We start from the raw sequence: 18,414 nt of genomic DNA, 5'->3' as shown, positions 1-18,414 counted from the left end.
CATTGCAATTGTTAGGCAGATCCACTAACACCGCCTTTGTGTACTTCATAGCGCAACTCAGCCATGCCAGCACCCATCTGATGAACAGACACTAGGCGCAGAACTGGGCTTAACACTCTGCGAGGGAATAGCGGCTTACCCTTGCTGAGGGTGGCCGAGCCAACCTGTACGATCAGCTCATCCAGTAAACCAGCATCGTAGAATTGACCAGCCAAATCTCCGCCTCCAACTATCCAGATGTTTTTGGTACCAGCAGCAGCTCGCATTTGGGCGTGGGCGTGGCGTACATCTCCGTTGACGAATCGGATGTTCGCACCTTCGATTATTGTCAGCTTGCGATTAGAGAATATCCAGGCTGGCTGAGTGTATGGCCACGCAAAGCCAGTCTCAGTGGCAACCTTTTGGGCGTTGCGTATCATCCACTCGTAAGTTGCCGATCCCATTGCCAACGCACCCACGTCTGAAATGAACTCTGGATAGCTGGAGTCATTCAGATCGCCAAGCGGAAACAGCCAATCTAGTGAGTCATTCTCAGTCGCAATGAAGCTATCAAGACTTGTCGCTGTAAAGTACTGAGTTTTCATTGTTGTATGCACCTAAATATGACTTCAAGCGCCTAACGGTGTCCATCACCCGCCACAGATCGCCTTTGCATCATAACCGATCGACTCTCGGTGGTCGGTGTGCCTGGGCAAATGGCACGCTTGTAAAGCTCGAAAGCTTGTGTAGCCTCGTTCCCAGCCTCCAAGCTGGGAATGTATTCCTGTGGGCTGCTGCCTCTGGTCAAGCTATGAAGGCGAAGCCTCCCTAACTGGTTTCCAGCCTGGAGGCTGGGAACCAGTTAGGGCAAGGGCTGTGTCTTAAGTTAGTGCCATTCGTGCATGGGCGTTGTTATGCGGCGATCGCCTGCCTTAAATCACGATACATAATGACACGTCGATCGCGATAATGGCAATTGCCTATGACTATTGGCTCTGCCGAACAATATATTCTCGATCGATGTCATCGACCACAAAGACAATAAGCAGACCGTCCGCTCGATGTCCATACAAGCACCTCATCCCTAGCAAGAGAGACTCAAGCTTTCGCCAAAAACTCATCTAGGCAGTCAAAAGTCGAGTTCCACCCTTCGATCGCACCCATCTGTTCATGCTTACGCCGATCCTCAATAGACTCATGCATAATCTGGAGTGTGAGTTTGGTATTGCCATCTAAATCCTCGAAAATGGCTGTTACAACCATTCCCTTTGGTAAATCAGCATTTACGACTTTTTCAAAGCCTTCATCAAATTCATCGCTGGTAACAATCCTCTCAAAGGGTACGATTTCGCGAAAAACACCTTTGGCGGGGTACTCCCTGCCGTCTGGGCCAGTCATCACGTAGCGCCATTTCCCACCGGGACGCAGATCCATCTCAATCACACGGGTTGTAAAACCTTTGGGCCCCCACCACTGCGCTATGTGTTTCGGATCGGTCCATGCTTGGAACACAAGGGAGCGCGGCGCTTTCAAGACGCGGACGATCGCGATCTCACGTTGAGATTGAGCATCAGTGTCATCCTCAATGTTGCTCATTTTGTTTCTCCTGAGTTTGTAATTCGTGCAGGTAATCATCAAGCCGATCGAGCCTCTGTTCCCACAATTGACGATATTGCTCAATCCAATCCGCCGCGTCCCTGAGCGGCTGTGCTTTAATCTGGCAGGGTCGCCATTGAGCTTCGCGACTTTGCGAGATCAGTCCAGCACGCTCTAGTACCTTTATATGCTTTGAAATTGCAGGAAGACTCATCTTAAAAGGCTTCGCTAACTCACTCACCGATGCCTCACCCTTAGCAAGGTGAGCCAGAATTGCACGCCGTGTAGGATCGGCTAGGGCAGCAAAGGTAAGGCTCAGTTGTTCGTTAGACATTTTTATTTAACCTAATGGTTAATTAACTACTAGGTTAAATGTACTATTGAATCATGTCAAGCCCCCACTTAAGGGAAATCAAAGAAATAAAATGCCCATTTGAGCAATATATACGTTGTGCTGCGTAACACGTAGTGCTTCGCCAAACAATACTTTGCGTGGTGGCAAGCAGAGGTGCAGAGGGGCAGAGGGGAAAGAACTTGTACGAATCTCTCCCCTGCTCCTCTGCCGACCTCCACCTAACATTTTTGGGTTGCCAGACTACTAGTCAGGGCTATCTTGTTGGAGGTAGGGTATAGCCTGAGTCTGTTTAGGAAAATTGAATTTTAGTGCATCAAATAGAACAACATCTTCTTCCTTCTCAACACCAAAAGTCAGTCACTGATTCGTTGGCCTAAGTGTCAAAAACCCAAAAGAATTTTGACTTCTAGACAATGATTCTACTGCGATCGCTGCCAGAGGAACCAAATATCGATTGTCTATTGAACGATCTCTGTTTGGCTGCAACATCAATGCAGATAGTGTTAACGGGACTATTGATAATTGATTCAAAAAGTCTGCTTATCGTGTCGGATCGTTGCTGACTTGAACAATCAGCTTGCCGAAGTTTTTCCCTTGTAGTAAGCCTATGAAGGCGTGCGGGGCGTTTTCCAGTTTCTGTACAACATCTTCCTTATACTTGAGCTTACCTTCTTGCAACCATCCAGAAACATCTTTGACAAACTCTGCCTGCCGATGTTGGTAATCACCTACAAGAAATCCTTTGATTAACGCCCGTTTAACTAACAGCGGCATTAAATTAGGGCCAGGAGGAGAATTTTCTGCGTTATACTGCGAGATTAAACCAACCAATGGGATTCTTGCTCCTTGATTAATGTGCTGCAACACCACTTCTAAAATCGGGCCAGCTGTATTGTCAAAGTAAACATCGACCCCGTTCGGACAAGCGGCTTTTATGGCTGAACTCAGGTCTTGAGTTTTACGGTTAATACAGGCATCGAATTCTAATTCTTTCACTACATAATCGCATTTTGCATCACTCCCAGCCACTCCCACCACGCGACAGCCTTTGAGTTTGGCAATTTGACCAGCTACAGAACCGACCGCGCCAGAGGCAGCAGAAACAACAACCGTTTCGCCAGCCTTGGGTTGCCCAACATCAAGCAGAGCAAAATATGCCGTCATTCCGGGCATTCCCGTTACGCCTAAGGCATAGGAGATGCGAGCTTGATTGGGGTCAAGCTTACGCAACGTTTCGCCTTTCGATATGGCATAGGCTTGCCAGCCGTCATAACCAAGCACAAAATCTCCGGCTGAGAATTGGGGATGGTTAGATTTGATCGTTTGGCTAATTGTGCCACCGGCCATCACAGACCCCAGTTCTACTGGAGCAGCATAAGACTCGCGATCGCTCATCCGACCGCGCATATAAGGGTCGAGGGACAGGTAGATCGTCCGATTAAGGACTTCACCTTCCCCCGGTTCTGGAATTGGTGTTTCGACAAGGGCGAAGTCGCTCTCTTTCGGTTCTCCAACCGGACGGCTTTTGAGTAAGATTTGTTGGTTAATTGAACTAGTCATTGGTTGTGCCTGCTTATTTGCTCGTTTTTTCTATCAAAACTACAAGTCGTCTTGAAAACACCCTTGTTACAGTAGCTTGTCTAATGTAATGGGCAGATTGCGAATCCGTTTGCCTGTAGCGTGATAGACCGCGTTGGCGATCGCAGCTGCGGCTCCAACTGTGCCAATTTCGCCAATTCCCTTGCTACCAATCGGGTTGAGATGCAAAGCTTCTTCTTCGACAAAAAAGGCATCAATGCTAGGAATATCGGCATTCACCGGAATTAAGTACTCAGCGAGATTCGAGTTGACAATTCGTCCCAAATGCGGATCGACGACGCTCTGCTCCATCAATGCCATACCGATGCCCCAAATAATTCCGCCAATCAGCTGGCTGTGGGCAGTTTTGGGGTTAACGATCCTTCCGGCAGCAAATGCGCCGACATAACGAGTAATTCGCAGTTCGCTTAATCCTGGATGGAATTGTACCTCGGCAAAATGTGCGCCGAAAGAGTAGTGAGTAAATTTCTTGGTTTCTTCATCAGGCTGAACCTGTTCCTGTGCTGAAATCGATTCCATTTGGTGCTGCTGTAAAATCTCTACATAGGTCTGTGCCTGAGTCGGATTATCCTTGAGGTAGCAACGCCCATTATCCACCGTCACCTCAGCTTCGGTATGCCCGTAAAGAGGAGAGTTGGGATTATTGAATGCCAGATTGAGCAGTTTACGTTGTAGGGATGTGGTAGCAGCATATACCGCAGACCCAACGCTAGCAGTTGTCTTAGACCCAGCTGCAACAGGAGCTTCGGGCATCTGGGTATCGCCTAGCTCAAAGCGAATCGATACCACCGATAGCCCTAAGGTATCTGCTGCAATTTGCTGCATGATTGTGTAAACACCTGTGCCTGGGTCGCAGGTACTACTTTGCACGAGGACATTGCCATCAGCAAACAGTGTAGCCGAGGCAGTCGTCCCAGAAAAGCGGGCATCATAAGCCATCGTTGCCATTCCCCAACCTACGAGGCGATCGCCATTTCGCATAGAACCGGGTTGTGGGTTGCGCTGATGCCAGCCAAATCGCTCTGCGCCTTGCCGATAGCACTCCTTGAGCGACTTACTAGACCAAGGATCTCCCGTTTCTGGGTCAACGTCAGCGTAATTGCGTAAGCGGAGTTCGATTGGATCGATTTGTAAGGCGTATGCCAGTTCATCCATTGCCGACTCGATGGCAAACAACCCTGGTGTTTCTCCAGGCCCACGCATAGTATAGGGGCCGCTGAGATTACTGGGAGCGAGACGGTAAGTAGTGGTAACGTTCGGGCAAGCGTATATTTTGCGGCTAGTGCGTTCGACTGGTGCAACGACCCGGTTATCAAAGGTTGAAGTCCGGGCGATCGCATGGTGCGTGAGTGCTGTCAGTTGCCCTGTGGCGGTTGCACCTAACTGAATGTGGTGTTGAATGAGCGGACGGTAGCCGACACCTGCAAATTCCTGTCGGCGGGTGAGAACCAACTTAACTGGACGATTGACCTGACAAGCAGCGATCGCGGCAAGTACTACGTGCGTCCAAGCAGGGCCTTTGTAGCCAAAGGAACCGCCAACAAACTGCTGAGTCACGCGAATCTTTTCGCGCGGCATTTGCAGCCACTCAGCTACAGCATTGCGGATGCCGTAAACCCAGGTAGTCGGTTCGTATAATGTCAGTAAATCATCTGACCAAACTGCGATCGTGCCATGAGGTTCGATGGCGTTGTGATGCTGCATAGCGGTGGTGTAAGTTTGGTCGATCCGAACAAAGGCATCTGCCAGTCCCTTTACTGCATCACCTTGGACGATATCTGGTGGTTTTCCCCAAACGTTATCGGGTGGAAAGGCACGCTCCATCGCTTCTTGCATGGTTATCGTAGGTGGTTCTTCTTCATAACGAACCTTCACTAGTGATGCGGCACGATCGGCCTCCTCCAAAGTTTCTGCAACCACAACTCCAATGTGTTGCCCATTGTAATGAATTCGGTCATCTTGAAGCGGAATATACTGTTCTCCAGCACCTCCTCCTTGACTGGCACTATCTAATGTAACTCTTGCAGGCGCAATTGGCGGCGCATTGAGATGTGTGAGTATTGCCAGTACACCGGGAGCAACTTCAGCTGCTTTTGTATCTATCGACACAATACGTCCGTTAGCGATCATGCTGTTAATTAAGACTGCGTGAACTAAGTTAGGAATCGGCATTTCGGCACAGTAATGTGCGCCTCCGGTCACTTTTAGCCGTCCGTCTACGCGATCAACTGCTTTTCCAATTACCGGATTCATTGCTCACCTTCTGTAACCTGAAAAAATGCTTGTACTAGCGTGCGCCGCAGCAGTTCTACTTTAAAGTGGTTGTATTGCTGCGGTTTAGCATCGTGGATTGTTGCAAGAGCGGCTGCTTCATAAGTGGATGCATTCGCAGGTGAACCGATGAGAACTCGTTCTGCCTCGGTTGCTTTCCAGGGTTTTGTACCAACTCCACCCAACGCAATCCGTGCATCGGTAATTTGACCATCTTGAACGTCCAAAGCCGCAGCTACAGAAACTAGAGCGAAATCATAGGAGGCGCGATCGCGCACTTTCAAATAGTGCGATCTAGCCGCAAAGGGCAGTGGTGGTAATTCAACGGCGGTAATCAATTCTCCGGGTTCCAAGACGGTTTCGCGATCGGGAGTGTCTTCTGGCAACAGATAAAAGTCGGCGATCGCAATCTGCCGACTTCCATTGGCGTTCTGCGTGTGAATAATCGCATCCAAGGCAACTAATGCCACCGCCATATCAGAAGGATGGGTGGCAATACAGCAGTCGCTGGTGCCGAAAATGGCGTGAATGCGATTGTAACCCCCAATGGCAGCACAGCCTGAACCAGGGATACGTTTGTTACAAGATGAAAATCCAGCATCGGTGAAGTAATAACAGCGAGTTCTTTGTAATAAGTTTCCCCCAACGCTTGCCATATTTCGCAGTTGGGGAGATGCTCCAGATAAAAGTGCTTTCGACAACACTGGATACTGTCGCTGAATATTCTCGTCTTATGCAACATCACTATTTCGCACCAGTGCGCCGATGTAAATTCCGCCGTTGGGTAAGCGTTCAATTTGCGATCGCGGCAAATCATTGATATCGATCAACTGCTGCGGAGTTTCTACATCCTCCTTCATCAGATCCAGCAGATTTGTGCCACCTGCAATAAACTTTGCCTGATGGTCTTGGTTCGCAGTTCTCACCGCGATCGCTGCGTCTGATGTACGTAGATAGTTAAATAGTTGCATTCCCGGCCCTCACGCTTGCTGCTACAGACTGAATTGCTGCGACAATATTTGGATACGCCCCACAGCGACAAAGATTGCCACTCATCAGTTCTCGAATGTCTGCATCCGAATCTGCTTTGCCCTCACTCAACAACCCGATTGCCGAACAAATCTGCCCAGACGTACAATAGCCACACTGAAAAGCATCGTTTTGGATAAATGCTGCCTGCATTGGATGGAGTTCATCTCCTTGTGCCAATCCTTCGATCGTGGTAATGGTTTTCCCTACCTGCATCACCGCTAGCGTTAAACAGGAATTCACCCGTCGTCCATCAATCAGCACCGTACAAGCACCGCACTGGCCGCGATCGCAGCCTTTCTTACTTCCTGTCAGTTCTAACCGTTCTCGCAATAAATCGAGTAATGTCACACGCGGTTCAACTTCGACCGTGTAAGGGCGATCGTTAATTTGGAGAGTAACTCTCATCTCTTTCATGCTTGCACCCTCCTTGGATTTCTAGAATTATATAGATGTCAGGATTCATAGACTCCAACCAACCGCGCTTGCTCAATCACATGGTCAGCGATCGCATTCAGTAGTTCCTCACGGTTAATATTTGGCTTCAGGTCAAGCTTTGCATCTAGGGCATATAACCAGAAATAGTAATGGTGAAGCCCGTGCCCTTTTGGTGGAGCTGGCCCCGTATACCCTGGCTGATTGGTACTGTTTATGCCTTCAGTAAATTTGCTACCACTTCCCTCTGCAATTTGGTTAACCGTTGGCTCAATCCCATAGATTAACCAGTGAGTAAACCCCTGTGGTAGAGGCGCATCTGGATCGTGACAGATGAGTGCTAATTGCTGGGTTCCGACTGGTAGTCCACTCCATTCCAAGGGAGGTGAGATGTTTTCACCGTCGCTGGTATACTGTTTCGGGATACGCTCAAGAGAAGTAAATGCAGGGCTGTGAATCCGTAAATCTTTGATATTCAACGCCATTATGTATTTCCTTTAGCAACAATCAGTTGCATTGAATAATTTATCGCAGCAGCACAGGTTGAGCATTAATGTGAATGCGAAAAAGACTATAAGGCTTCTGACGGAAATCGCGTCCCTTTTGGTAGTTTGGTTGACGGTGCAACTGGTTAGCTGTGACGTAAAGATAACCATCTGTTGCTACTGAAAGGGTATCGGGCCAAAGAAGGCGAGGATCGTGTACTAGCGTTTCCCATGTTCCATCAGGATGACAACGCAGAATTGCATTGTGTTCATAATTTGTCGCATAAATACATCCGGCTGCATCTGATTCGAGTCCATCTGCACCGCCGCCTTTATCTCCTTCATCAATTACTGTTGCGGCAACAGCACGATCCTCGATCGCTCGATCTACAAGAGCATCAACGGCAACACTGTAGAGACGACGACTAGCAAGCGGACAGTAATACAAACGCGATCCATCTGCATTAATTGCAATTCCATCTGACCCCATTTTGACGGGTTTGTTTGACCCATCTGCTTGACGTTCCATGAATGGGCGACCCTCAACCACAGGCAGAAAGCTCGATAGCTCTTCAGCTTTTGTAGAAGGATGATCGTGCAGTCTGCGCCAGCTTTCGCCGGATGCCAAATCGACTACAATAATTCCGTTCGCGCCTCGATCTGATGAATCGGTAATGAACGCTGTACCTTCAGCACCGCGCCGCAAGTCAAACCGGACATCATTAAGATAGGTTGTTGGCAATGCTACATCTGGGGGAAAGAGAATCGTTTTGATGACTCGATCGCTTGTTAAATCAACGCAAACCAGCTTGGGGCCGCCGTACTGTGTCAGTTGGAACATTGGGCTACCAGTATCGAGAATCCACAGGCGATCGCGGGGGTCAACCACAACACTTTGCACAGATACTAGCGTTTGTGCAAGGTTATCTGGGTTCGTGCGATTAATTTCCTGATTGGGATAAGCCACCGGGCGACCATCTCGGATTTCTGCCACCGTGAATTCAACTTCATCGCCCCATTTAGGAAAATTGACAAAGATGCGTCCCTGATGAGATACCGTTACACCCGTTGGCATAGCACCGTCAAAGTGGGCAACTGGCTCCAGTGTGCTTAATGATTCATCTGTTGGAAGCTTCTGCAATTGACTAACCATAGCATTTTTTCTTGTGTCTGATTACTTATTAGCTGATATTCAACCAGTAATTTTACGTAATTATTTTTGTTTATAGTATTAATTAAAACATTTCTGATATTGCCCGGAATTTTTGTTTTTAATGAGTCTGCAACAATGTCGCCTAGTTCGTCGAAAGCTTAAGCCGATTACAAGCTTTCAACTCTTACCATCCTACGGAAGCAGTAGTGCGATCGCGTCTTCCTAGTGAAGGATAACAACTGTGTATTTGAAAGCCATTACATAGAACATCTACCTCTCAAGGTCAAAGTTTACTCCTTCAATGGCTTTTAACTGAGTAATACCTTCGTCAAAAAAAGAGTATCTAGAATCCTTGTAAATCCCAGGTTTTTTGTGAATGAATTTTTGAGGACGCTATTTGCGCCCATGAATAGCAGTAGTGCCAATTCTTGCATCACTCCAGTCATGCCGCGTTCAACAAGGCGCAAGGATGCCAGCGACAAGGCGGCAATGCCGAGGGTGAATGCCCAGTAGGTAGCTGTAAAGGGTTGTTGAAACAACCACGGTAGCAGCCGCAGTAGAATCAGCCCTTGCAACAGTCCATAGCCGAAAAGGAACTGAGCAAAGGCATCGGGCTGACCGCTAGTGATACTCAAATAAGCTACACAGCCAACGGCAGGTGGGGCAAGTTGAATACCCAGCGTTGGACGTAATGGTTTAGGCAATGCTTCTAACAAGTAGAGGCGCTGCATAATCATCGACTCCAGTGCTAGCCACGAAAACAGCCCTCCTCCAAAAAACAACTGACCCCACTCTCGATAACCAAGGGTACTAGCAACGATCGCACTAACAAAACTACCCGCAACTGTAGAGAGGTAGAGAATGGGTGTAATTATTTCTGGCTTACGTCCTCCCATCCATAGCTGACCGGAACGATACACGCCAAAGCTTAACTGACCAATTGCACCAACAACAAATAATGTGATGGCGATCGCACGAGAGTAGGGTGCGATCGCTAGCGCCACCAACATCGTAGACACAGGCACTAAGCTGATAAAGCAACACAAAACAGGATGCTCAAATTCAGCTAAGGCATCTGCTCTCGCCCACAGCCATTTACCCACATAAAGCAGCAACAACACGAGCCAGATTGCAATTGTCAGCAACATAATTGCTTCGCCAATCCAGGTAGGCAAGTGCCAAAGTTTAGCAGCTACTCGCCAGCAACTACCTAATCCTGCCAAACCCAGAATCATGCCAAAAAAGGAAGCAGGAATGATGGCACGATAATCTTTCAATAGGGTAGGCTTTGGACGTGATTTTCTCACGATCTAGTTTTCCTGGCAGCAGTAGAGAGATGCAAGCGATGAAAAAAATTAGGCATATTCGGGTGGGGAAGATTGTTTCAAGGTGAGGAGTCGGTTCGTAAAAGACAACAAACTCAATTTTTAGGCTGTTTTGGTCGATTTCGATTGCAAACTCATCAAAACACAAATTAGGTTAGTGCAGGAGTGCGAATGGGCGCAGACTGTTCGCTGTAAATATCCATGATTGTGTTGAGCAATCGCAGTGCATCTGGCTTGGAACGCTGGAAAGAATTGCGTCCGATAATCGAACCAAATCCATGTCCGGCATGAATGGCACGAACTTCATAAAGGAAAGCATCATCACTGTCGATCGGCCCGCCCGAAAAAATGACAATCCGCCGTCCGTTAAAGGCACATTGCACCACATGATGCACTCGTTCAGATAATGTTGCGATCGGAATTTGCTCTTGCTCATACATCTTGCGGGCTGCATCCTGTTCAACGTGTTCGTTGGGCAGTTTCACTTTGATGATGTGAGCGCCCAATTGAGCCGCAATCTGAGCCGCATAGCCAATTACATCGATCGCTGTCTCACCCACTTTACTTAAACCCGATCCCCGCGCATAAGACCAAATCATCACGACCAATCCATGCCGCTTTGCTACCTCAGCACAGGCTCGAATCTGCTGATACATCTCAAACCGATGGGCTGAACCTGGATAGATAGTGAAACCGATCCCCACACATCCTAACCTCAGCGCATCCTCGACACTGCCAGTGAGTGCTTGTGTTGGGTCTGACTCAGCTAGTAACACATCGCGATTGTTGGCTTTCAGAATTAGGGGAATTTCACCTGCAAATTCTCGCGCTCCCGCTTCCAAAAATCCTAACGGTGCGGCATAGGCATTGCATCCTGCTGCGATCGCTAACTCAAAATGATAGCGAGGATCGTAGGCTGGTGGATTAGGCGCAAAACTGCTAGCTGGCCCATGCTCAAAGCCTTGATCCACAGGCAGCATGACGACTTTGCCAGTTCCAGCTAGTTTGCCATGATTCAGCAATCGGGCTAAATTAGTCAACGTTCCGGGATTGTCGCTGCCATACCAACTGAGAATTTCTTTTACTCGATAAGTCATAGTGTTTCTCCTAAAATTATTTCTTCAATGCCTGTTGTTCTAAGTGTCCGCCAAACTGGAAACGCATGGCAGACAGTAGTTTATCTGCAAAATCATTTTCGCCGCGCGAGCTAAACCGTTGATACAAGGCTGCGCTGAGTACAGGGACAGGAGTACCTTCGTCAATGGCGGCTGCGATCGTCCAGCGTCCTTCGCCTGAATCAGACACGCGCCCTTCAAAGCCTGATAGGTCTGGTTGTTCCAGGAGGGCGATCGCAGTTAGATCCAGTAGCCAAGAGGCAATTACACTGCCTCGTCGCCAAACTTCGGCAATATCAGGCAGATTCAAGTCATACTGATAATGTTCAGGATTGCGGAGGGGGGTCGTTTCAGCATTAGCTACACGGTTCTGTTTACCCACATTGGCGTGATGCAAGATATTCAATCCTTCTGCATAGGCTGCCATCAAGCCATATTCGATGCCATTGTGCACCATCTTGACAAAATGCCCCGCCCCATTCGATCCGCAGTGCAGATAGCCTTCTTCAGCCGTACTGCCCACCTTTTCCCGTCCAATAGTACGCGGAATATCACCCCGTCCGGGAGCTAATGATTTAAAAATGGGATCGAGATACTGAACCGCCATCCGAGATCCACCAATCATCATGCAATAACCACGCTCCAAACCCCACACTCCGCCACTGGTTCCCACATCTAAGTAGTGAATGCCCTTTTGCATCAGATCGTTTGCCCGTCGAATATCGTCAATGTAGTAAGAGTTGCCGCCATCAATTAAGATGTCGCCCGAATCCAGTTTTGCAGCCAGTTCCTTTACCATCTGCTCGGTTGGTTCTCCAGCTGGCAGCATCAACCAAATCGCACGAGGTTTATCGAGTTTCTGGACAAAATCATCCAAGCTATAAGTGCCGATCGCCCCTTCTGATACAAGCTGTTTCACTTTGTCTGGTGTGCGATTGAACACCACACATTCATGGTTGTTTTGCAGTAGTCGCCGAACAATGTTCGCACCCATACGTCCCAGGCCAATCACTCCCATCTGCATAATTTTTCTCCAATGTAATTCTCGTTTGCATAGAGTCGGTTCTGATTAGAGATAAGATTCTATTCCATTAACAAAACAGCAATATTTCATCGTTTTCGCTTGGCGGCGGTGAGGAGGTTGTCCACTCTAATCCAGTGGCATATACAGCTGGATGAGCGATCGCTATCGTTGTTCAACTGAAGAGAGAGGCTGTTTTGCTGTGGTTTCTGGCTTGATCTTGGGTCTATGATAGCGATGGAAAGTTTCTTCCTTCAGCCATTCTGTGGTTGCCTTAAAGTCATGCAGTGGAGTGGGCAGCATTTCTAAATACGTTGCACTGCGAATTAGATCGCCAGCTTTGCCAGTTATCTGCACTTTGCCAAACAAGTTTGATACCCCATTTCCTAAACCCAATTTCATTAGCGTACCCCGAAGACTCACATGGGCTGGGCTAGGGGATGCTCCTTTAGCAAGGGCAATCAAATTGTGGGCAATGCTCGCGCCTTGCTGATATGCTACTTGGGCTAGAGCCGGTAACGGTTGCGGCTGCACGACCGCGCAATCGCCTGCGGCAAACACTTCTGGAAAATCCAGCAGTTGCAGAGTTGAGGTGACAAGCGGTAGCCCATGCTTATCCAGGCGATCTGGGGGAATTTGGGACTTGAGATTTTGGATGAGTGGGTTCACGGCAGTCCCGGCTGTCCAGATGGTGGTTTGAGTCAACAGCGTTTTTATCTCAGTGCTGTTGGCAGGTTGATACTCCAGGTGGTCTTGAGCAACTGCTTTCACCCCTACGCCTAATATCAATTCAACAGGTACTGTTCGAGTTCTGAAAGCGTGGAGAGCCTCTTCCTGCAAACCTGCGTTGACATCGCCTGCAAGAATCGTCTTGCCATGATTGATTAAGACAATGCGAATCTGACGAATATCACCGCCGAGTTGGGCGTACCAGTTGGGTAACAAATCTGCCAGGGTTGCTGCCATTTCTACTCCTGTCGGCCCTGCCCCAACAACAGCAAATGTGAGGAGCGATCGCCGTTGTGTCTCGTCATCTGTTTGGCTAGCACGTTGCAAGCATTCTCGTAACTGGTCTTTCAGAGCGATCGCATTCTCTTGTGTCCGAAATGCGAATGCGTTTTTTTGTGCGCCCTCTGTTCCTAAATAACCCTGAATACTGCCAACAGCTAAGACCAGACGATCGTAGATATAATTTAAGCCAGAAGCTAACTTAAGATATTTTTCTCGCAGGTTAATCGCCACTACTTTGTCCTGTACAAAGTTGATATTACTGCCTTGCAGCAACTCTTTATAAGTCGGACAAACGACATCTTCTGACAATTCACTTGTTAATAGTTCATACAACATTGGCTTGAAGACAAACCGTTCTTGTGAATCGATCAAAACGATCGAGCGCAAGTCTTGCTGATGACGCAGATGCAATGCTGTAAAAAGACCTGCGAAACCTGCTCCGACAATCACTGTGGGGGGAGAAGAATTCATTTTAGGAAGTGGTGAATAAACAGCAACAAGCAATTTAACCAACGGCTTAACAATGTCGCTCTCTTTGGTCAATTAAAGATAAGTAAGCAATCAACTACGATTGCCAACGACAGCAACATCATGTAAACTATCGAGTACTTGAATAACGATTTGGCCAACTCCAAATTTGAGGGAGACTGTATTAACAACCAGACTTTATAAATAAAAATGCTTCCCAGGGCGATCGCAATAACTAGATACACCTAATTGTTGATTGAGAACGGATAGGTGAGCAGTAAGCTAACTGGAATCAGAATCAAAGTGTAAGCAAAAGTTTGTCGAGTTGTGATTTCATTTCCTACCGCTGCACAGGCAGTTTCTGCTTTCACATGAGATGAAAAAATGTTCACAGTTTCGTGTTTGTCTGACATAGATTTGACTCTAACTCTCTTCTGGCTCAGTCAACGTTTTAATATGGCTGTATTCCGGTTCTATGGCGCGAATTGCAATTGTTTCAGCCTGGTTGCTGCCATCAGCTTGAACAGGATTTGCGTGTTGAAGCAATCTAGCGACCTCTTGGGCGACAGCAATGAGTGCATGATTAATAGGAGAATTTCCAAAAAAGTTACTTTGAGTTGAAGCTTTGGAATACTCAAAATCATCTTCAACTAGTAATGGCATACGTGTCATAAAATTATCCTAAACGAAATATTGATTAAGATTACTGATACTGTATGTTCAGCATCAGCGTTGAACATACAACCTTCTTCTTACTCTCTTTGTGTCAAGTAAACTGAAATATTGCTACTAAATTGCTCTCAATATTTGTCTGAATTAAATATATGCAATTAGCTCTAAATTGTCGTCCACTCAAAGTTTAAACTTTTGTACAATATAATGATTGATAAATCAGTCCATATATCAATGTAATGTTGGCTCCAACTAAGGTTGGAATCTAAATTCATACTAAAGTTCAATATATGGGTTCGCAGACTAAGTGAAATCAAATGAACGCTACTTCTTGTAATATACGTGTTCCTTGTGACAAAAGATCGTTTGCAAAACCCTGCCCTCGGTACTCTGGAAGTACGCCAATATCGTAGATAGTTCCTTCCTCTTTGTCTTCTTTGGCACATCCTGTAAAGATAACCGGAAGCACAAATCCTAAAATTTTATCGATCCGGCACACTTCCCAATTATGCATTCGGGATTATTCGCCCACGCTAGTCGTCCTGAGTTGACGCATTATGAATTAGAGTCTCTTCCAGATCAGATTAGTTTCAAATGTGGTTTGTGGGAACTAGATTTTAGTTCGGCTAATCCGAAAGAAGCGCCAATGATTTTCAACACTTACCATTACCGTATCTTCCGTGCGCTAGTGGCATACTTTAAACTCGGGCCTGGAGAGCGCTAGTTCAGCATCATATCCATCAATTTTTGTTTAAGCCCCGGTAAGATATATCTCTACAAAATTATTAATATAATAACGTAACTCGTCTCTAATATCTGATTCGTAAAGAAAATCTTCAGGGTACTCAACTCATTGCTAGGTCTGAGTTTCAGCGAATAAGTGTTGTATTGACTTAAATTACTGAAACTTTTATTAAACAAGTACTTTACTTGAGTTTACAAATTAGCTCTAACAGCACGGTAAGAGCTGATAAGAGAGACTATGATTATCACTCCATTAATAGAAGAATCGATTTGATACATTCATAATGCTTTAATTAGCGGTAATAAAAGATAGTAAATAATCAGTAGCGTTTTTATCTCAATACAAACTATGAATTAAGCAAGCCTTTAAGTTTTATATTTTTTTAGTGAAGTTTTACTAGTATTTTTAGAGAAAGATTATAGTATTAAATAAGACAAACAAATCACTGAGTAAGAAAAGCTTATTATATTATGGCAGGCGCACCTTTTAATGGAAAAGGCGATTCAACTCATAGCCGAGAGAATCAGCAATACGCCTCCTTGGTAGAGCAACTTGATTTGATGATTCGGGCGCGGTATCCCCTACTGTATGTAATTTCCGTAGAAGAAGAACCTGTAGAAGAAGTACTATTGCAAGTTGCATCGCGTTCTGTGCCACAACGACAGGTTTTATTTTGGGATATTGTTCGAGGTTGGAGTGACAATGGTGCAGATAAAGGTTCGGTGATGGCTGCATTAGCACGCATTGCTAAAGCTGACTCTCAAACAGCAGCGATGTTTGTGCTGCGAGATTTGCATCCATTTGTGAAAAACCCTACCACAGAGAAGAATGCACCCATTGTTAGGGAGTTGCGAAACTTAACGCGGGAGTTAAAGCGATCGCGTAAAACCATCGTTACTACCAGTCATACTTTAGAACTTCCCGACGAGTTACTGCAAGAGGTAACAGTCGTTGATTTTCCTTTACCTAGCGTTGGCGAAATCGATTATTTAATTCAGCAGTTAGTAGTACCAGATAAATTAAATGTTTCCGGCTTGGCGCGGGAACAGTTAGTTAAAGCTTGCCAAGGTTTAAGTCGCACTCGTATTTCTAGAGTATTGGCTAAAGCCTTAGCTGCCAAACAGCAGGTAAATGAATCTGACATCGATGGCGTATTAGAAGAAAAAAAGCAAGCAGTTCGCCAAACTGGGATTTTAGAGTTTTTCACACCGCAAGAATCACTCAAACGAGTGGGAGGATTAGATCAACTCAAACAATGGGTATTGATGCGCCAAGATGCTTTTACCGAAGAAGCCAGACGCTACGGTATTCCTAATCCCAAAGGTATGCTTTTGGTAGGGATACAGGGAACGGGTAAATCTCTCTCTGCTAAAACTATTGCCCATGAATGGCGCTTACCTTTACTCAGATTAGATTCCGGGCGTTTATTTGGCGGGATTGTTGGTGAAAGCGAAAGCCGCGTCCGCCAAATGATTCAGCTAACCGAAGCAATGGCCCCTTGCGTTTTGTGGATTGATGAAATTGACAAAGCCTTTGGCAATATTACCAGTGGCATTGATGGTGATTCCGGGACATCGCGCCGGGTTTTTGGCAGTTTAATTACTTGGATGCAGGAGAAAACTAGCCCAGTGTTTATTGTTGCCACTGCCAATAACGTGCAAATATTACCAGCTGAGTTGTTACGCAAAGGACGATTTGATGAGATTTTCTTTTTAAATTTACCTACACCAGTCGAACGCCAAGACATTTTTAAAGTGCATTTGCAACGGTTACGTCCCAACCGCCTGCGAGAATTTAATTTAGCTGTGTTAGCCAAACAAACTGCGAACTTTAGCGGTGCAGAAATTGAACAAGTAATTATTGATGCTATGCACCAAGCATTTTCCACAAGAGTCGAGGGACAGCGGCGAGACTTCAATACAGAAGATATTTTACAGGCTGTAGCGCAGACAGTACCACTAGCTGCGATCGCTCGTCATCAAATTGAAGCTTTAAAGCAATGGGCAGCAGAAGCAGGCGCAAGGCCAGCTTCCAATGATGTTCAGTTAGTGGAGGAATTAAAGCACTATTCAACTCAACAAGGAATCGGGCCTTTAGAAGTTGATTAGAATAGAAAAACTATGTGTTTTCTGCTTCTTGTTTTTTAATCCAAAATCCAAAATCTAAAATCCAAAATTGATATCATGTCTCATTTCACAACTATTAAAGTTCAAATCAAACGCGGTGAAATTCTTCATGAAGTGTTGCAAGAATTAGGTTATCAAGTGGAGTCTAACACCAATGTACGCGGATATCGAGGCGATACAACTCAAGCCGAGTATGTAATTCGTCAAAAAAACGGTTACGATTTGGGTTTTCGCCGCAGTGGTGAGAATTACGAAATAGTTGCAGACTTTTGGGGAGCAAAAATTAATCAACAACAATTTGTTAATTCCATCAGCCAAAAATATGCTCATAAAACCTTGATGGCAACAGTTCAAGAACAAGGTTTTAATGTTGAGGATGAAGAAGTATTAGCAGATGGAACCGTCCGAGTAGTTGTAGGACGTTGGGTTTAACTATATCGTGAGAAACGAGATCCCCGACTTATCAAAGAAGTCTCCGCAGATCGGTTTGTGATAGATTATGAAGGTCAAGAATGTGGAAATAAGATTGAGATTTCTTCCCTACAGCTTCCTGAATTTTTTCACCAGTTTCTAAATTAGCTTGCAGCCATTCTCCAGATGCTAATAAATGGCGCAAGCTCCTATAATCTACCCCTACTTCTGACTTTAAAGGAATATGTTGTAATAAATTTTGTTTTTCATTTTGTCTGAAAGACTGAAACAGTAAATCGTAAGCCACCGACTGTAATACTCCCGTTTCAGTTAAAACAATCTGGTTCAAAAGCTCTTGACCTTCTCTACCATATTTGAGAGCATCGGATAAAGCTGCGATTCTAATTTCCTGCGAATTGCTATCAAGACGACGCTTCACACCTTCGATTCCACCTAAAACTAACCCATCTACAAGAGGTGGTGATTGTCCTCCAAGTACAGCATCATATTCTCGCGGGTGATTGGGATTATCTGGTATCATTTTCTTCCTCGACGCTAATACCAGTGTGCCCATTTTAGGACATGCGATCGCACTTATTTGGAATCGCACCTATCCTT

Annotated in this window: 20 protein-coding genes and 1 pseudogene; 3 read left to right on the top strand and 18 right to left on the bottom strand. The window is 46.0% G+C overall.

Annotated elements, in window-relative coordinates:
* Positions 1 to 11 precede the first annotated feature (11 nt).
* Entirely contained in the window at positions 12 to 596 is a 585-nt protein-coding gene (locus RM368_RS14410) for a dihydrofolate reductase family protein (RefSeq protein WP_322694687.1), read from the bottom strand.
* On the opposite strand from RM368_RS14410, the gene RM368_RS14405 reads away from it, so the two are divergent.
* Positions 587 to 811, top strand: coding sequence for a hypothetical protein (locus RM368_RS14405; RefSeq protein ID WP_322694686.1), 225 nt, complete (start codon positions 587 to 589; stop codon positions 809 to 811). The genes RM368_RS14410 and RM368_RS14405 overlap by 10 nt on opposite strands.
* 266 nt (positions 812 to 1,077) lie before the next feature.
* Here RM368_RS14405 and RM368_RS14400 read toward each other — a convergent pair whose 3' ends face one another.
* The 16 genes and pseudogenes from RM368_RS14400 to RM368_RS14325 form a co-directional block, all read right to left on the bottom strand.
* Positions 1,078 to 1,575 (bottom strand): SRPBCC domain-containing protein, encoded by a 498-nt coding sequence (locus RM368_RS14400; RefSeq protein ID WP_322694685.1) that lies wholly within the window; start codon positions 1,573 to 1,575, stop codon positions 1,078 to 1,080.
* Positions 1,562 to 1,909: a metalloregulator ArsR/SmtB family transcription factor gene (locus RM368_RS14395; RefSeq protein ID WP_322694684.1), complete on the bottom strand. Its 348-nt coding sequence runs from the start codon at positions 1,907 to 1,909 to the stop codon at positions 1,562 to 1,564. Before RM368_RS14395 ends, RM368_RS14400 begins: the two co-directional genes overlap by 14 nt.
* A 561-nt stretch (positions 1,910 to 2,470) precedes the next feature.
* A complete protein-coding gene (locus RM368_RS14390; RefSeq protein WP_322694683.1) occupies positions 2,471 to 3,490 on the bottom strand; it encodes an NADP-dependent oxidoreductase in 1,020 nt (339 codons plus the stop codon).
* A 66-nt stretch (positions 3,491 to 3,556) separates the two neighbouring features.
* Positions 3,557 to 5,782, bottom strand: coding sequence for a xanthine dehydrogenase family protein molybdopterin-binding subunit (locus tag RM368_RS14385; protein WP_322694682.1), 2,226 nt, complete (start codon positions 5,780 to 5,782; stop codon positions 3,557 to 3,559).
* The gene (locus RM368_RS14380; protein WP_322694710.1) at positions 5,779 to 6,078 is read right to left on the bottom strand and encodes a hypothetical protein; all 300 of its coding nucleotides are present in this window, start codon (positions 6,076 to 6,078) and stop codon (positions 5,779 to 5,781) included. The genes RM368_RS14385 and RM368_RS14380 overlap by 4 nt, the downstream gene beginning before the upstream one ends.
* Before the next feature lie 93 nt (positions 6,079 to 6,171).
* Positions 6,172 to 6,771, bottom strand: a pseudogene (locus RM368_RS14375) (FAD binding domain-containing protein); the annotation flags it as partial.
* Positions 6,758 to 7,246 carry a (2Fe-2S)-binding protein gene (locus RM368_RS14370; RefSeq protein WP_322694681.1) on the bottom strand — a complete coding sequence of 163 codons (489 nt, stop codon included), beginning with the start codon at positions 7,244 to 7,246 and terminating at the stop codon, positions 6,758 to 6,760. The pseudogene RM368_RS14375 and the gene RM368_RS14370, both read right to left, overlap by 14 nt.
* Before the next feature lie 38 nt (positions 7,247 to 7,284).
* Positions 7,285 to 7,749: a YbhB/YbcL family Raf kinase inhibitor-like protein gene (locus tag RM368_RS14365; protein WP_322694680.1), complete on the bottom strand. Its 465-nt coding sequence runs from the start codon at positions 7,747 to 7,749 to the stop codon at positions 7,285 to 7,287.
* Positions 7,750 to 7,789: 40 nt separating this feature from the next.
* Positions 7,790 to 8,902: an L-dopachrome tautomerase-related protein gene (locus RM368_RS14360; RefSeq protein ID WP_322694679.1), complete on the bottom strand. Its 1,113-nt coding sequence runs from the start codon at positions 8,900 to 8,902 to the stop codon at positions 7,790 to 7,792.
* A gap of 308 nt (positions 8,903 to 9,210) precedes the next feature.
* Positions 9,211 to 10,209 carry a dicarboxylate transporter/tellurite-resistance protein TehA gene (gene tehA, locus RM368_RS14355; RefSeq protein ID WP_322694678.1) on the bottom strand — a complete coding sequence of 333 codons (999 nt, stop codon included), beginning with the start codon at positions 10,207 to 10,209 and terminating at the stop codon, positions 9,211 to 9,213.
* 167 nt (positions 10,210 to 10,376) lie between these two features.
* On the bottom strand, positions 10,377 to 11,324 hold the full coding sequence (locus RM368_RS14350; RefSeq protein WP_322694677.1) for a class I fructose-bisphosphate aldolase: 948 nt from the start codon (positions 11,322 to 11,324) through the stop codon (positions 10,377 to 10,379).
* Between the two features lie 16 nt (positions 11,325 to 11,340).
* On the bottom strand, positions 11,341 to 12,366 hold the full coding sequence (gene gnd / locus RM368_RS14345; protein ID WP_416212233.1) for a phosphogluconate dehydrogenase (NAD(+)-dependent, decarboxylating): 1,026 nt from the start codon (positions 12,364 to 12,366) through the stop codon (positions 11,341 to 11,343).
* Between the two features lie 162 nt (positions 12,367 to 12,528).
* On the bottom strand, positions 12,529 to 13,845 hold the full coding sequence (locus RM368_RS14340; protein ID WP_322694675.1) for an NAD(P)/FAD-dependent oxidoreductase: 1,317 nt from the start codon (positions 13,843 to 13,845) through the stop codon (positions 12,529 to 12,531).
* 242 nt (positions 13,846 to 14,087) lie between these two features.
* Complete coding sequence (locus RM368_RS14335; protein ID WP_322694674.1) at positions 14,088 to 14,255, bottom strand: hypothetical protein; 168 nt, start codon at positions 14,253 to 14,255, stop codon at positions 14,088 to 14,090.
* Between the two features lie 10 nt (positions 14,256 to 14,265).
* A complete protein-coding gene (locus RM368_RS14330) occupies positions 14,266 to 14,514 on the bottom strand; it encodes a hypothetical protein (protein WP_322694673.1) in 249 nt (82 codons plus the stop codon).
* Positions 14,515 to 14,827: 313 nt separating this feature from the next.
* Positions 14,828 to 15,013, bottom strand: a complete 186-nt coding sequence (locus tag RM368_RS14325; protein ID WP_322694672.1) for a GNAT family N-acetyltransferase — start codon at positions 15,011 to 15,013, stop codon at positions 14,828 to 14,830.
* Positions 15,014 to 15,819: 806 nt separating this feature from the next.
* Here RM368_RS14325 and RM368_RS14320 point away from each other — a divergent pair.
* Both RM368_RS14320 and RM368_RS14315 read left to right on the top strand, forming a co-directional pair.
* The gene (locus RM368_RS14320; protein WP_322694709.1) at positions 15,820 to 17,367 is read left to right on the top strand and encodes an AAA family ATPase; all 1,548 of its coding nucleotides are present in this window, start codon (positions 15,820 to 15,822) and stop codon (positions 17,365 to 17,367) included.
* Positions 17,368 to 17,442: 75 nt separating this feature from the next.
* Positions 17,443 to 17,817 carry a DUF1257 domain-containing protein gene (locus tag RM368_RS14315; protein ID WP_190950851.1) on the top strand — a complete coding sequence of 125 codons (375 nt, stop codon included), beginning with the start codon at positions 17,443 to 17,445 and terminating at the stop codon, positions 17,815 to 17,817.
* 31 nt (positions 17,818 to 17,848) lie between these two features.
* On the opposite strand, the gene RM368_RS14310 is transcribed toward RM368_RS14315, so the two are convergent.
* Positions 17,849 to 18,406: a GUN4 domain-containing protein gene (locus tag RM368_RS14310; protein ID WP_322694671.1), complete on the bottom strand. Its 558-nt coding sequence runs from the start codon at positions 18,404 to 18,406 to the stop codon at positions 17,849 to 17,851.
* Between the last annotated feature and the right edge of the window lie 8 nt (positions 18,407 to 18,414).

Source organism: Nostoc sp. DedSLP03 (assembly GCF_034530815.1).
Classification (GTDB): domain Bacteria; phylum Cyanobacteriota; class Cyanobacteriia; order Cyanobacteriales; family Nostocaceae; genus Nostoc.
Note: the sequence above shows the minus strand (reverse complement) of the source record. Positions and strands in the feature narration are given on the sequence as shown.